We start from the raw sequence: 13994 nt of genomic DNA on the forward strand, positions 1-13994 counted from the left end.
CTGCCATTAGGGGGCCGGCGCCACCCAGGGTTCCAGCGCGCCGATCTTCTTGGCCCGCTTCTCATCCGCCGACAGTTTGAAATTGTGACCGTAGGGCGCGCTCTCGAACGAGCCGTAGCCGGGGTTGGCCAGCATCAGCCAGTCGCGCCCGAAATGCTCCTTCGCCGTCTCGTAGGCCTTCTGCCGCTCGGCGTCGCTGCCGTTGGCGGCATCGCTGAAGTCGCCGAAATTGTCGCCGAACAGCAGCACGATCCGATAGTCCTTGGCGATGGCGGCCCGGCGCGCGCTCTTGGCCGAGCCCCATTCCGGCTTTTCCTTGGACATCAGGAAGGTGTCGACGTTGCCGCCCATCGGGAAGCCCAGCGCCTGCGCGTTGCGGCGGGTCGGCTCCTCCTGGTCGGCGCTGCGGTTGGTGACGTAGAAGACCTTCACGCCCTTCTGGTCGGCGTATTGCGTGAACTCGACCGCGCCCGGCACCGCCGTCGCCTTCTCCGCCCGCACCCAGGCGTCCCAGCTCTTGGGCGCGAAGTCGGTGCCGCTGGTGACCAGCCCGGTCTGGTAGGCGGAATTGTCCATCGCCGTCTCGTCCAGGTCCAGCACCACCGCCGGCGGCAGATCCTGGTAGTTGCCGCTCTGCTCGGTCGCCGCGGTCCAGTTCTTGTCGGCCAGCGCCTGATCCAGCCGGATCCGGCCCAGCGCGTAGACCGCCAGCGCGTTGGCCTTGTATTCGACCGAGCGCTGCATCCACAGCTCGGCGTTCAGCAGGTCGTTCTGCGGCACCGGGTCGGCCGCCATCGCGGGCCCGGCCAGCAGGGAGAGGACAACCGCACCGGACAGCAGCGACCAGCGCCCGGATTCGGCGGATTTGCGCATCGACACACCCACTCGCTCAGTGTCATGGAACTGTCATCGAAGCACAGTTTCCGGCGCTTGGCGATGGTCCTGCGACGCTTGCGTCAGGGTGTCCCGGTACGCTCCTCCAGCCCGGTTCCCTCCCCGCCGGCGGCGGCCGGGAGGGGGAGGCCCCGGTGCGGCGGCGCTCAGGCGGGTTGGGGAATGGCGCTCCGCGGCATCGGCGTCAGCGCCGGGATCGCCTCCACCCGCTCCAGCCAGCGGCGGACCGCCGGATAGGGATCGAGCGGAGTCCGTCCTTCGGGTGCGTGGGCGACGTAGGCGTAGCAGGCGATGTCGGCGATGGTCGGCCGCCCCGCCGCCAGCCAGTCGCGGGTTGCCAGATGCCCGTCCATGAAGTGCAGGATGCGGTCGGTAAGCGCCTGGGCGTCGGCGAACGAGGTCGTGCCACCCCACAGCGTCAGGAAACGCGTCCGCGCCGGTCCGAAACGCAGGTCGCCGGCGGCGATCGACAACCAGCGCTGCACCTGCGCCGTCTCCTCCGGCGCCTTCGGGTTCCACAGGCCGGATCCGTCGTAGCGCTCGGCCAGATAGACCAGGATGGCGTTGGAATCGGGCAGGACGAGGTCGCCGTCGACCAGCACCGGGATCTGCCCGAGGGGGTTCAGGGCGAGGAAGGCGTCCGACCGCCGCAGCTCGGCGTCGGCCTCGACGCAGCGGTGGGGCAGGCCGAGGATGTTCAGGAAGGCTTCCACCCGATGGGCGTGGCCCGACAGCCGCATGCCGTAGAGCGTGATGGCGGGTTCGCTGCTGATGCTCATCGCACTGGGTTCCTTACTCTCTGGACTGCGGATGCCCACAGCCAACCACTTGCGCGCCGACGCAGGAATGCGCTTTGATCACAAGGAACCCTTTCGGAAACTGGAAGAATTGTGGACCGGCTGGACGAACTGGCGATCTTCGTCGCAATCCTGGAGGCCGGCAGCCTCGCCGCCGCCGCCAAGCGGCTGCGCCGGTCGGCGCCCGCCGTCACCCGCGCCCTGTCCGGGCTGGAGGAGCGGCTGGGTCTGCGGCTGATCGAGCGGACGACCCGCAACCTCGCCCCCACCGACGCCGGCCGGCGACTGGCCGAGCAGGCGCGCCGGCTGCTGGCCGATTATGACGAGGCGCTGGCCGCCACCGGCACCGACCAGCCGCTGCGCGGGCGGCTGCGCGTCACCGCGCCGGTGATGTTCGGGCGCAAGCATGTGACGCCGCTGGTCCTCGACTTCATGCGCGCCTTCGCCGACATCCGGGTCGAACTGGTGCTGTCCGACGGCAACCTCGACCTGATCGAGGAGGAGCTGGACGTGGCCATCCGCATCGGCCCGCTGCCCGATTCCGGCCTCGTCGCCCGGCGGGTCGGGCAGGTCGCGCGCTATCTGGTCGCCAGCCCCGGCTATCTGGCGCGGCGCGGCACGCCCGCGATGCCGGAGGATCTGGCCCGACACGACCTGATCCTGTCGACCGCCCGGCCCGGTCCGCCGGACTGGCGTTTCCTGGTCGACGGGCGCGAGCGGGTGGTGCGCGTCACCCCGCGGCTGGCGGTCAGCCACATCGAGCCGGCCCTGCTCGCCGCCCGCGACGGGCTCGGCATCGCCCGTCCGCTGTCCTACCAGGCGGCCGACGACCTCGCCGCCGGCACCCTGGTGCGCCTGATGCCCCACACCGAACCGGTGCCGCTGCCGGTGCATGTCGTGGTGCCGACGGCGCGGCTGATGCCCGGCCGGGTGCGCGCCTTCCTCGACCACGCGGTGCAGGGGCTGGCGGCGCTGGCCGTGCTGCGCGCCTGACGTGGGGCCGCCGGAACAGGCGTTCGCCGAAGGGCCGATCCGCGCAACCGTTCACCGCGTTTCGACGCGCGCCCGGTCTTTTTCGACCGTGCTTTTGCCAAATCCGGCGGCATACTGGCGCACTCCGATCAAGGAGGGTGTCCGGGCCACCGGCCGCACCGACGACAAGAAGCGTTCAACGACAGGGGGTTCAGGATGAGGGCATTTCTGACCGCGGCGATGATGATCGCCGCGACCGTCACCGCGGTTCCGGCGGCCCAGGCGGCCGACGGCGTGCTTCAGACGATCCGGCAGGCCGGGGTGATCCGGGTCGGCACCACCGGCGACTACAAGCCCTTCAGCTACAAGGGCGCCGACGGCGCGCTGGTCGGGGCCGACATCGAGATGGCCAAGGACCTCGCCGCCACGCTGGGGGTGCGGGTGGAGTTCGTGCCGACCACCTGGAAGACGCTGATGGAGGACTTCAAGGCCGAGAAGTTCGACGTGGCGCTCGGCGGCATCACGGTCAATCCCGACCGCGCGGCGGTCGGCGACTTCTCCGTCCCGAATGTCAGCGACGGCAAGCGCCCGATCGCGCGCTGCGCCGACAAGGAGAAGTTCACCACCGTCGAGGGGATCGACCAGCCGACCACCCGCGTGGTGGTCAACCCCGGCGGCACCAACGAGAAGTTCGCCCGCGCGACCTTCACCAAGGCGCCGATCGAGGTGTGGCCGGACAACAAGACCATCTTCGCCCAGATCGCCGCGGACAAGGCCGACGTCATGGTCACCGACGGGATCGAGGCGGACATGCAGGCCAAGCTGAACCCCGGCGTCCTCTGCGCCGTGCCGGTGGCGGCCCCCTTCACCCACTTCGACAACGCCTATCTGCTGCGCAAGGATCCGGAGCTGAAGGCGTCGGTCGACCAGTGGATGACCAAGGCGTTGGCCAGCGGCCTGTGGAAGGCCAAGCTCGACGCGGCCATGCAGTAAACCCGGTCAAGGAGGCGTCCCGACGGCGCCGAGCGCGGCCGAGCGGCCCGCCGAGGCGCCGCCGGTCGCGCTCGACAGCTCGCGGGCGACGCGGATGCCGTAGGCGGCGTAGCCGGTGTCGGCACGGTCGGCGCGGCGAACGGCGGAGCGCACGAAGCGCGGGTTGCTGTGCCAGGATCCGCCCCGCATCATCCGCCGCGTGCAGTCGCCGGTCAGGCGCGGCGCCGCCGATGCCGCCGCATCGGCCGGGTAGCCGTCGCCGGCGCAATCCTCCACCCACTGCCAGACGTTGCCCAGCATGTCGTAGAGGCCGAAGCCGTTCGGCCGGTACGACCCGACGGGGGCGGTGAACAGGGCGTTGTCGCGGCAGTTGGCGACCTCCCAGTCGGTGAAGCGGTCCTTCGCGGTCAGGTCGGCGCCGTTGGCGGCGTCGCAGCCGGCCTCCGCGGCCTCGCCCCACCAGCGGGCCGAGCGGGTGCCGGCGCGGGCGGCGTATTCCCACTCCGCCTCGGACAGCAAGCGATAGCCCTGGCCGGTCCGCCGGCCGAGCCACGCGACGTAGGCCTGGGCGTCGTACCAGCCGACGCAGACGGCCGGGTCCTGGTTGGTCTGGTCGAAGCCGGGCTGGCGCCAGGAAAAGCGCCAGCGCTTCCGCAGCTCGGTTTCCCCGGCATAGCCGTAGCAGGCGGTCTTCGGTGTGTAGCCGCTGTCCTCGATGAAGCGGGCGTACTCGCCGCGGGTCACCGGGTACTTGCCGACGGCCAGCGGCTGGCGGACCGTCACCCGGCGTTGCGGCGATTCCTCGGGGAAATGCCCGGCCTCGCCGTCGGGGGAGCCCTGGACATAGTCGCCGGCCGGCACGACCACCAGCACCGGCGCGTCGGGGTGGTCCCAGATCTCGCGCACCGTCTCGCGCAGCGGCAGGCCGGACACCGGGTGAACGGCGGGCCCCGGCGCGGCGGGGGGAGCGCGGTGTCCGGCCGGATCGGGCGAGCCCGGTTGCTCCTGCCACGCCTGGAAGACGGCCAGCCGCGCCGCCCGCCAGCCGGTCAGGTCGACCGGCTCCGCCCGCCGCCACGCCGCCACCCCGCCGAGCGCGACGGTCAGGGCCACGACGACGCTCAGCGATCGCGGCAGGGCAGGCTTCATGACGGGGGCTCTCGTGATGCGGAGGTTTCAGCGGACCGGCCGCGCCATTACCGGCCGGCAACGACCACCCCGCAACCGCGCGTCCGTGTCCTGGTGGGAGCACCCCCCGCGCACCCGGCCGGCCCTCCCGGTGGTCACACGTCGTAGATCGGGCCGGGGGTGTTCCTGTTGGCGCCGCCGGCCTCCTCCTCCGACTTTTCGGTCAGGGTCTTGTCACGGTCCTGGCCGGTGCCGGGCTTCGGGCTTCGGCTGGCCTTGTCCTGTCCCGGCTTCTGCTGCCCCGGCTTCTGCTGCTTGGACGCGTCGTTCATCGCGGTGTCTCCCGGTTGTGACGATGCACCCTCAACAGCGCGGCGGCGCCATGATCCCGCCCGCGGCCCTCCCCGCAATCCGGCATCGCAAGCCAGCCATCCCGCCCCGTCCGGATTTTGCCCGGTGACGGACCGGGTCGCTTTGCCGTAAGACAGGGGACGGGTTTCATTACGGATGGTCCCCCCGTGTTCCGATCGGTTTCCTTCTGCCTGCTCGTCGCTGCGGCCGGCGCCCTTGCGGGCTGCACGTCCGACTATTCCCCCAACACCTACGCCTCCAGCGCCGTCCAGCAGGCCAACAAGGTCGAGCCGGCGGTGGTCGTCGGATTCCGCCAGGTGGCGATCAGCGCCAACGGCACCGTCGGTGCGGTCAGCGGCGGGGCCGCCGGCGGCATCCTCGGCGCGCAGGTCGGGACGGGCGGCATCAACTCGGCGCTGGGCACCGTCGGCGGCACCGCCGTCGGCAGCCTGCTGGGCACGGCGATGGAGCACATCGCCGGCGACACCAACGGCTGGGAATACATCGTCCGCAAATCCAACGGCGAGCTGCTGTCGCTGACCCAGAAGGAACCGACGCCGCTGCCGATCGGCCAGAAGGTGCTGGTCATCACCGGCAGCCAGGCGCGCATCGTGCCGGACTATTCCACGCCGCTCGACCCGGCCGCGGCCGAGGCCGCCAAGGCGGAGGCGGCCAAGCCGCAGACGGCCAAAGCGGAACCGCAGAAGCCCGAGCCCTCGAAATCCGAGCCGCCGAAGCCTGAGGCGCCGAAATCGGACATCAAGGCGGTGCCGCTCGACCCGCCGGCTGAATCGGCCTCGACCACGCCGCCGGCCACCGGGGGCGGGCCGGTCCGCCTGAGCGCGCCGACGGAGAGTGCGGCCCCGGCCCCGACTCCCGCTCCGGCCCCGGAAGCCAGCGCTCCGGCGGCGCCCGCCGCCGCCCCGGCCGAGGGCAAGCCCGCCGAGTAGCTCCATACTTGCCCGAATGGTGGAGTTGGCGCACTGTCCGGTGACGCAACCGTCAGCCCACCGTTCGAGGACCCATGTCGACCGACGACCGCACCCCTGCCGCCACCCCCGCCATGTCCAAGGACGAGTTGGACGCCCTGATCCGCGAGGGGGTTCCCCTGGTCGGCAGCTTCGGGGTGGTCATCGACAGCCTGGGCGCCGGCACGATCCGCCTTCGCCTGCCCTACAAGGACGATTTCGTCCGTCCCGGCGGCACGGTGACCGGACCGGCGATGTTCGGGCTGGCCGATGTGGCGCTCTACGGCGCGGTGCTGAGCCTGATCGGCCGGGTCGAGCTGGCGGTGACCACCAGCATGACCATCAACTTCCTGCGCCGGCCGCCGCCGGTCGCCATCATCGCCGAGGCCCGCGTCCTGAAGCTGGGCAAGCGGCTGGCCTACGGCGAGATCCTGATCTTCTCCGAAGGCGATCCGGAGCCGGTCGCCCACGCCACCGGCACCTATTCGATCCCGCCCCACGACCCGGTTACCGTTGCGGTATCCCACTACCGTACAGACGGAGCGTCCTGAAAAATCGTTGTGGATCAATGGGTTTGCGGTCTTGGTATTATGATACCGCGTTTGCAACCCCTTGTTCCACAACAGGAATTTTTCGGTTGACAGAGGGGCTGCGCGAAACGTAGAAAGCCGTCCGCTTCGGCGCCCCGGATTCGGCGGCCTGCCGATCCGTATTCGAAGAAACGAGTGTGGCGATGAAGACCTTCAATCTGAAGCCGACCGAGATCGAGAAGAAGTGGTACGTCGTCGACGCCGACGGCCTCGTTCTCGGCCGGCTTGCCAGCATCCTGGCGAACATCCTGCGCGGCAAGACCAAGCCGACCTACACCCCGCACATGGATTGCGGCGACCATGTCGTCGTGATCAACGCGGAAAAGGTGAAGCTGACCGGCAACAAGCGCGATGCCGACTTCTTCTACTGGCACACCGGTTATCCGGGCGGGATCAAGGGCCGTTCCAAGGGCCAGATCCTGGACGGCAAGTATCCGGAGCGCGTGATCGAGAAGGCCGTGGAGCGCATGGTTCCGCGCGGTCCGCTCGGCCGCCAGCAGATGACCCACCTCAAGGTCTACAAGGGCGCCACGCATCCGCACGATGCGCAGCAGCCGGTCGCCCTCGACGTCGGCGCCATGAACCCGAAGAATAAGCGGAGCGCGTAATCATGGCTCAGGTCACCACCACCCTCTCCAGCCTGAAGGATCTGACGGGCGCCGCCGCGACCGCGACCGTCACCGAAGAGCTGGCCGCTCCGAAGCTGGACGCCCAGGGCCGCGCCTACGCCACCGGCAAGCGCAAGGACGCCGTCGCCCGCGTGTGGATCAAGCCGGGTTCCGGCAAGGTCACCGTGAACGGCCGCGACCAGTCGGTCTACTTCGCCCGTCCGGTGCTGCGCATGATGATCGCCCAGCCGTTCGGCATCGCCGAGCGCGTCGACCAGTTCGACGTGGTCGCCACCGTCGCCGGTGGTGGTCTGTCGGGCCAGGCCGGTGCCGTCCGTCACGGCATCTCCAAGGCGCTGACCTACTTCGAGCCAGGCCTGCGCCCGCCGTTGAAGGCCGCCGGCTTCCTGACCCGCGACGCCCGTACGGTCGAGCGTAAGAAGTACGGCCGCGCCAAGGCCCGCCGCAGCTTCCAGTTCTCGAAGCGCTAAACCCTACACGGGCCCGCGGCTTTACGGTACAAGCGAGGGGCGTCCCGGACGGGGCGCCCCTTTCTTTTTGCCCGCTTTTCCCTCACACGCTCCTCCCGTCAAGCGAAGGACATCGGTTCCATGGCCTCGATCACCACCAGCGGCTCGAAGATCCGCGTCGGCATCCTGGGCGCGTCCGGCTACACCGGCGCCGAACTGGTGCGCATGTTGCTGCGCCACCCCAACGTCGAGATCACGGCCCTGACCGCCGAGCGACAGGCCGGCAAGCCGATGGCGGAGGTGTTCCCCCATCTGGGCGGCTATGGCCTGCCGAACCTCGTGAAGATCGACGAGCTGACGTGGGACAAGCTCGACTTCGTCTTCTGCGCCCTGCCGCACGGCACGACGCAGGAGGTGATCGCCGGCCTGCCGAGCGGGCTGAAGGTGGTCGACCTGTCGGCCGATTTCCGCCTGACCGACCCGGCCGAATACGCCACCTGGTACGGCCATGAGCACCGCGCCGTCAGCCTCCAGAAGGAGGTCGCCTACGGCCTGACCGAGTTCAACCGCCAGGGCGTGCGCAAGGCGCGGGTGGTGGCGAATCCGGGCTGCTACCCGACCAGTTCGCTGCTGCCGCTGCTGCCGCTGCTGATGGAAAACCAGATCGAGCCGGGCGGCATCATCATCGACGCCAAGTCCGGCGTGTCCGGCGCCGGCCGCGACGCCAAGCAGGCCAACCTGTTCACCGAGGTGTCGGAAGGCTTCAACGCCTACGGCGTCGGCCACCACCGCCACATGCCGGAGATCGAGCAGGAGCTGCGGCTGGCCGCCGGCCGTCCGGTCACCGTGTCCTTCACCCCGCATCTGGTGCCGATGAACCGCGGCATGATGGCGACCATCTACGTCCGCATGGCCGACGGCGTCACCGCCGACGACCTGCGGGCGACGCTGGCCGCCCGCTACGCCGACGAGTATTTCGTCGGCGTGACCCCGGCCGGCGTGGTTCCGGCGACGCGGCACGTCCGCGCCTCCAACCATTGCCTGATGGGGGTGGTCGCCGACCGCACGCCGCGCGGCGCCATCATCGTGTCGGTCATCGACAATCTGGTGAAGGGCGCGTCGGGCCAGGCGATCCAGAACATGAACGTCATGATGGGCCTGGGCGAGACCACCGGCATCGACCAGGCGCCGCTGTTCCCGTAAGAGGACAGGCGTCGTCGATGCGGCGGGATGGGGCCGCGACGGTGTTGTGGCCCCCTGTCCGCACTGTTGCATAGAGGCACCAATCGGGATCTGCTTTGGCCGGTCACTACGAAATCGGGTGGTGCCATCCGCCTTACGGTGCTTCAATCCCGCCCGTCACGCATGACTTATCGGTACGACTTGATGTCCGGCCTGCTTCGCGCCTTCAACGGCATACTGCCCACCGTCGACCCGACCGCGTTCATCGCGGAAACGGCGGCGGTGATCGGTGATGTCGTGATCGGGGCGAACAGCAGCATCTGGTACGGCTGCACCCTGCGTGGAGACGTCAACGAGATCCGAATCGGCGCTCGCACCAACATCCAGGACGGCACCGTGATTCACGTGGCCTCCGAAGGGCAGGGCACCTACATCGGCGACGACATCACCGTCGGCCACATGGCGTTGCTGCACGCCTGCACGCTGGAAGACGGCTGCTTCATCGGCATGAAGGCCTGCATCCTGGATGGGGCCTATGTCGAGTCGCGGGCGATGGTCGCGGCCGGTGCTCTGGTGACTCCCGGAAAGCGGGTGACGTCCGGATTCCTGTGGGCCGGGAGCCCGGCGCGGCCGGTTCGCGAGCTGACGGAGCGTGATCTCGGCGTTTTTCCGGTTCTCAGCCACCGCTATGCGGATTTGGCGGAAACCTACCGGAAAAACTGATATGGAAGTGGAGCATAGGTCCAGGAACGGGTACGGTTCGGCCGAACGGCTGAGGTGTCGGAACATCACCGCGCACCACATGTTGGGAAGGTCGCTGCCGCGCTTGCACGTGGGCGGATGCTTCGATTGCAAGGTTCATCCCCCGCAGGCACTCTGATGGGGAAGGGTTCTGGAAGGGAGTGAAGACATGAAGACTTTTGTTCGCGCGGGCCTGGCGGTTGTTCCGGCCGCCATCGTCGCTTTCGGTCTGTCGGTGGCCGCCAACGCCCAGGACGCGAGCCTGGTCGGCAAGGGCACCGAATGGTGCAACCCGGTCATCGGTTGGGGCAACGTCGCCGCCCGCACCGCTGACGGCGGTTACGTGATCCATCAGGGCAGCTACCCGTGCCCGCCGGCCGCCGCCGCCCCGGCCCCGGCCGCTGTTGCCGCGGTCCAGAGCGAATACCTGGTGTTCTTCGACTGGGATAAGTCGACCATCACCCCGGCCGCCGATCGTGTGATCGGTGACGCCGTGTCGGCCATCCTGAAGAACGGTGGCGCCAAGATCAACGTCGTCGGCCACACCGACACGTCCGGGTCGCCGGCCTACAACCAGAAGCTCTCGATCCGTCGCGCCGACGCGGTCAAGAAGGCTCTGGTCGCCAAGGGCATCCAGGCCGCCAACATCACGACCGAAGGCAAGGGCGAGAGCCAGCTGCTGGTCAAGACCGGCCCGAACGTCCGCGAGCCGTCCAACCGTCGCGCGCAGATCCTGCCGCGTCTGCTGAACGCTCCGTCGTCCTAAGGACGGGTTTGGGCAGGGGCCGTTCCGGGGGTTTCGGAACGGCCGGACGCCCACACGAAAAAGGCCGCGACCGGGAAACCGGTCGCGGCCTTTTTCGTGCGTGCTGTGCCGGTGGGGCGGCGTCAGCCCTCCGCCTGGGCCGGGTCGCGCACCGGTTCGCCGGCGACGATCCGCAACGGCACGACGCCCGCCCACACCGGGTGGGCCATGTCCTCCGCATCGTCGGCCGGCGGGCCGCAGCGCCGCTTGGCCGATGCCTCGGCGATCGGGAAGGCCAGCACGCTGGTCGCCTTCAGCTCCTGGACGTTGGGCGCCCGCACCTTGGCGCTGCGGCCCGGCTCGATCTTCTCCATCAGCGCGTCCAGCGCCGCACGCTTCTCCGCCTCGTCGGCGACCAGACGCGGCCGGCCGAACAGCATGACCGAGCGGTAGTTGACGGAGTGGTGGAAGGCCGAGCGGGCCAGCACCCAGCCGTCGATCAGCGAGACGGTGATGCAGGCCTCGCCCCCCTCCTGCAAGCGGCGGATCATCCGGCTGGACGAGGCGCCGTGGATCAGCAACTCGTCGCCGACCCGCCAGGGGATCGTCGGGATGACGATGGGCGACGGCGCATCCTGGCCCCGGATCCCGTCATCGACGAAGCCGATGTGGCAGATCGGCGCCTCGTCGATGATGGCGTGGATCAGGGTGACGTCGTGGCTGCCGCGGTCGCCCAGCCGCACCGTGCGGGTGCGCGGCGTCTGGGGCAGGGTGGGGGCGTCGGTGTGGTCGATGGTCATGGTCCTGATCCCGTCGATGGAAAGCCCGCGAAGGCCGATGCTGTTGCGAGGCCCCAGCTTTGCCGGCAGAATGGCTCCTTCGAAAGGTCCGGAATGTCGATTCCGTTGGGACCAATTACTCTCCAGCCGCCGAGGGATCGCGATGGCCCGGCCCGCCCGCCCGGTGTTGTCCAGCCTGGGACCGCTGGCGCTCGATCGCGCCGGCGCCGAACCGCTGCACCGGCAGCTCTACCGTGCCCTGCGCCAGGCGGTGCTCGACGGCCGGCTGCGGCCGGGGGAGCGGCTGCCGCCCAGCCGGGCGCTGGCGACGGAGTGGGGGCTGTCGCGCAACACGGTGGTCACCGCCTACGACACGCTGCTGGCGGAGGGCTACGTCACCGGCCGGGTCGGTGCCGGCACCTTCGTCGCGTCCTCCCTTCCCGATGCGGCGCCGGGCGGCGCCTCACCGCGGGCGGAGGCGCGGCGCGGCGTCGGCCTGTCGTTGCGCGGCCGGACGCTGGCGGAGGCGCCCGCCCTGGCGCGCGACGGCGTCGGCCGGCCCTTCGCGCTCGGCACCCCCGACCTCGGCGCCTTCCCCTTCGCGCTGTGGGCGCAGTTGCTGGGGCGCTGCTGGCGCCAGGGCGGGCGCGGTCTGGCGGCGGAGGCCGACCCGCTGGGCCATCCGCCGCTGCGGGCCGAGATCGCCGGCTACCTGCGCGCGGTCCGCGCCGTGCGCTGCGAACCGGAGCAGGTCGTCATCGTCTCCGGCGCGCAGCAGGGCTTGGCGCTGGTGGCGCAACTGCTGCTCGATCCCGGCGATTCGGCCTGGGTGGAGGAGCCGGGCTGGCCGGGCAACCGCGCGGCGCTGCTGGGGGCGGGGGCGCGGCTGGTGCCGGTGCCGGTGGACGGCGAGGGCATCGACGTCGCCGCCGGGGTGGCGCGTGGACCCGACGCCCGGCTGGCGCTGGTCACCCCGTCGCACCAGTTCCCGTTGGGGGTGACGATGAGCCTGACGCGCCGGCTGCGGCTGCTCGACTGGGCGGCGGCCCGCGACGCCTGGATCGTCGAGGATGACTACGACAGCGAATTCCGCTACGCCGGCCCGCCGCTGGCGGCGCTGCAGGGGTTGGACGGCGCCGGGCGGGTGATCTATGTCGGCAGCTTCAGCAAGGTGATGTTCCCGTCGCTGCGGCTGGGCTACGTCGTGGTGCCGCCCGATCTGGTGGCGCCGGTGCGGGCGGCGCGGCGGCATTTCGACGGCGGGACCAGCACCGTGCCGCAGGCGGCGCTGCACCGCTTCCTGGCCGACGGCCATTTCGCCTCGCACCTGCGGACGATGCGGGCGCTCTACGCCGGCAAGCGCGCCGCGATCCTCGACTCCATCGGCCGCGCCTTCGCCGGTTTCGGTGAAGCCGCGGCGGGCGAGGCCGGGATGCACGTCCTGCTGCGCCTGCCGCCGCGCTGCCCCGACCACGGGCTGTCCGAGCGTGCCGCCGCCATCGGCCTGACCACCCCGGCGCTGTCCGGCTATGGCGGCGCTGGAGAGGGCGGCAACGGCCTGCTGCTGGGCTTTGCCGCGCATGACCCGGCGGCGCTCGACCGCGCCGTGCGCGATCTCGCGCGGCTGGCGGAGGCTTACTCCGCCGGCTCTCGCACCGGCGTCGGTCCCGCCACGGCCCAGGCCGGGTAGCGCAGGCTGAGCTGGTGCGTGCCGTCCCGCATGTCCAGCACCGGCCGCAGCACCGTCGGGTCGGCCCGCATCGCGTCCTCGCCGGCCATGTGGACGATGCCGAGCCGCCGGTTCGGCAGGTAATATTCGACCAGCTCGGCCCGGTCCGGGTCGAAACGCCAGGGGCCGATGTAGTTGCACCATTCCGGCAGCAGCTCGACCGGCAGCCCGTCGAGGTAGATCGCCCCGGCCATCGCCAACTGGTCGGAGGTGAACAGGCGCCCCTTGCGCAGCACCCGCGTCTGCCAGCGCTGGAACGCCGCCCAATGCGGGGCGTCGGCCTTCAGCGCGTAGGCGCCGGCGTTCAGCGTCGGCCGGGTGGCGAGCGCCCGGCATTCCGCCGCGGTCAGCCCGGCGCGGCTGGCGTTCTTGAACAGGATGGACCGCACCCGCGCGAAGCGGCCGAACAGCCAGTCGAGCCGCAGCTCCGTCTCGGAAAAGCGGCCGAACTGGGCGACGATGGCGAAGCGGTTCAGTGCGGCGCCGCGGCGCAGCAACTCCACCGCCTCCCAGTCCTGCACCCAGGCGTCGGCGTCGATCCAGATCAGCGTGTCATGGCCGGGGAAGTAGGTCGGCAGATGCAGCTTGGCCAGATTGGCCTTCAGGTGGATGCGGTTGCGCAGCCGGTGTGCCGGGATGCTGACCGGCCAGGGCGGCGTCACCACCGTCACACCCTCCTCGGCCGCCAGTTCGGCGAGCTGCTCCGCGGTCAGCCCGGCGTCGATCACCCCGATCGGGCAGGCGGCCGCCGGCTTCAGCGCGCGCAGCGACGCGATCAGTTCGCGGATCATCGGGTAATAGCGGGAGTCGCCACCGGTGACGACGATGAAGGAGCCAAGCATGATCCGTCCGACGCGTCCCAGGCGCATGGTGATAGGGCGGCCACCCTGCCGGTATTACCTCTCCCCGTCAATCCGCCCATCACTCCGGAATAGCTGCGGACGGGCACGGTCCCGAAATGGTCCAATCGGACCAACCCCATCGCGTGGAACGGCCGGCCGCCGGGGCCCCGCCTGTCCGGAAGTCAGGGGTTGTCTGGCGGCCTTG

General features: G+C 70.3%; 16 protein-coding genes. 10 read left to right on the forward strand and 6 right to left on the reverse strand.

The window, feature by feature from the left end:
- Nucleotides 1-6: 6 nt before the first annotated feature.
- Both TSO352_RS15985 and TSO352_RS15990 read right to left on the reverse strand, forming a co-directional pair.
- On the reverse strand, nucleotides 7-873 hold the full coding sequence (locus TSO352_RS15985; RefSeq protein ID WP_109108254.1) for a 5'-nucleotidase, lipoprotein e(P4) family: 867 nt from the start codon (nucleotides 871-873) through the stop codon (nucleotides 7-9).
- Between the two features lie 167 nt (nucleotides 874-1040).
- Nucleotides 1041-1673 (reverse strand): glutathione S-transferase, encoded by a 633-nt coding sequence (locus tag TSO352_RS15990; protein WP_109108255.1) that lies wholly within the window; start codon nucleotides 1671-1673, stop codon nucleotides 1041-1043.
- A gap of 111 nt (nucleotides 1674-1784) precedes the next feature.
- On the opposite strand from TSO352_RS15990, the gene TSO352_RS15995 reads away from it, so the two are divergent.
- On the forward strand, nucleotides 1785-2684 hold the full coding sequence (locus TSO352_RS15995; RefSeq protein WP_109108256.1) for a LysR family transcriptional regulator: 900 nt from the start codon (nucleotides 1785-1787) through the stop codon (nucleotides 2682-2684).
- A gap of 195 nt (nucleotides 2685-2879) precedes the next feature.
- A complete protein-coding gene (locus TSO352_RS16000) occupies nucleotides 2880-3656 on the forward strand; it encodes a transporter substrate-binding domain-containing protein (protein ID WP_109108257.1) in 777 nt (258 codons plus the stop codon).
- 6 nt (nucleotides 3657-3662) lie between these two features.
- On the opposite strand, the gene TSO352_RS16005 is transcribed toward TSO352_RS16000, so the two are convergent.
- Both TSO352_RS16005 and TSO352_RS33535 read right to left on the reverse strand, forming a co-directional pair.
- Complete coding sequence (locus tag TSO352_RS16005) at nucleotides 3663-4805, reverse strand: formylglycine-generating enzyme family protein (RefSeq protein WP_109108258.1); 1143 nt, start codon at nucleotides 4803-4805, stop codon at nucleotides 3663-3665.
- Between the two features lie 134 nt (nucleotides 4806-4939).
- The gene (locus tag TSO352_RS33535; protein WP_199231611.1) at nucleotides 4940-5116 is read right to left on the reverse strand and encodes a hypothetical protein; all 177 of its coding nucleotides are present in this window, start codon (nucleotides 5114-5116) and stop codon (nucleotides 4940-4942) included.
- Between the two features lie 186 nt (nucleotides 5117-5302).
- Between TSO352_RS33535 and TSO352_RS16010 the strand changes: the two genes are divergently transcribed.
- The 7 genes from TSO352_RS16010 (at nucleotide 5303) to TSO352_RS16040 (ending at nucleotide 10460) form a co-directional block, all read left to right on the forward strand.
- Complete coding sequence (locus TSO352_RS16010) at nucleotides 5303-6085, forward strand: hypothetical protein (protein WP_109108259.1); 783 nt, start codon at nucleotides 5303-5305, stop codon at nucleotides 6083-6085.
- A gap of 74 nt (nucleotides 6086-6159) precedes the next feature.
- The gene (locus tag TSO352_RS16015; protein ID WP_247872146.1) at nucleotides 6160-6654 is read left to right on the forward strand and encodes a PaaI family thioesterase; all 495 of its coding nucleotides are present in this window, start codon (nucleotides 6160-6162) and stop codon (nucleotides 6652-6654) included.
- 182 nt (nucleotides 6655-6836) lie between these two features.
- Nucleotides 6837-7301 (forward strand): 50S ribosomal protein L13, encoded by a 465-nt coding sequence (rplM, locus tag TSO352_RS16020; protein WP_109108260.1) that lies wholly within the window; start codon nucleotides 6837-6839, stop codon nucleotides 7299-7301.
- A 2-nt stretch (nucleotides 7302-7303) separates the two neighbouring features.
- Nucleotides 7304-7792, forward strand: coding sequence for a 30S ribosomal protein S9 (gene rpsI / locus TSO352_RS16025; protein WP_109108261.1), 489 nt, complete (start codon nucleotides 7304-7306; stop codon nucleotides 7790-7792).
- A gap of 120 nt (nucleotides 7793-7912) precedes the next feature.
- The gene (argC, locus tag TSO352_RS16030; RefSeq protein ID WP_109108262.1) at nucleotides 7913-8974 is read left to right on the forward strand and encodes an N-acetyl-gamma-glutamyl-phosphate reductase; all 1062 of its coding nucleotides are present in this window, start codon (nucleotides 7913-7915) and stop codon (nucleotides 8972-8974) included.
- Between the two features lie 183 nt (nucleotides 8975-9157).
- Nucleotides 9158-9676, forward strand: coding sequence for a gamma carbonic anhydrase family protein (locus TSO352_RS16035; protein WP_109108263.1), 519 nt, complete (start codon nucleotides 9158-9160; stop codon nucleotides 9674-9676).
- A 187-nt stretch (nucleotides 9677-9863) separates the two neighbouring features.
- Nucleotides 9864-10460 carry an OmpA family protein gene (locus TSO352_RS16040; protein ID WP_109108264.1) on the forward strand — a complete coding sequence of 199 codons (597 nt, stop codon included), beginning with the start codon at nucleotides 9864-9866 and terminating at the stop codon, nucleotides 10458-10460.
- Between the two features lie 122 nt (nucleotides 10461-10582).
- Here the strand turns inward: TSO352_RS16040 and TSO352_RS16045 are convergent, their stop codons facing one another.
- Nucleotides 10583-11239 (reverse strand): pyridoxamine 5'-phosphate oxidase family protein, encoded by a 657-nt coding sequence (locus TSO352_RS16045; RefSeq protein ID WP_109108265.1) that lies wholly within the window; start codon nucleotides 11237-11239, stop codon nucleotides 10583-10585.
- A 142-nt stretch (nucleotides 11240-11381) separates the two neighbouring features.
- Here TSO352_RS16045 and TSO352_RS16050 point away from each other — a divergent pair, with 142 nt between their 5' ends.
- The gene (locus tag TSO352_RS16050; protein ID WP_109108266.1) at nucleotides 11382-12908 is read left to right on the forward strand and encodes a PLP-dependent aminotransferase family protein; all 1527 of its coding nucleotides are present in this window, start codon (nucleotides 11382-11384) and stop codon (nucleotides 12906-12908) included.
- On the opposite strand, the gene TSO352_RS16055 is transcribed toward TSO352_RS16050, so the two are convergent.
- The gene (locus tag TSO352_RS16055; RefSeq protein WP_109108365.1) at nucleotides 12854-13789 is read right to left on the reverse strand and encodes a glycosyl transferase; all 936 of its coding nucleotides are present in this window, start codon (nucleotides 13787-13789) and stop codon (nucleotides 12854-12856) included. The genes TSO352_RS16050 and TSO352_RS16055 overlap by 55 nt on opposite strands.
- Nucleotides 13790-13994: the final 205 nt, after the last annotated feature.

Origin of the sequence: Azospirillum sp. TSO35-2 (genome assembly GCF_003116095.1) — a bacterium.
GTDB lineage: Bacteria > Pseudomonadota > Alphaproteobacteria > Azospirillales > Azospirillaceae > Azospirillum.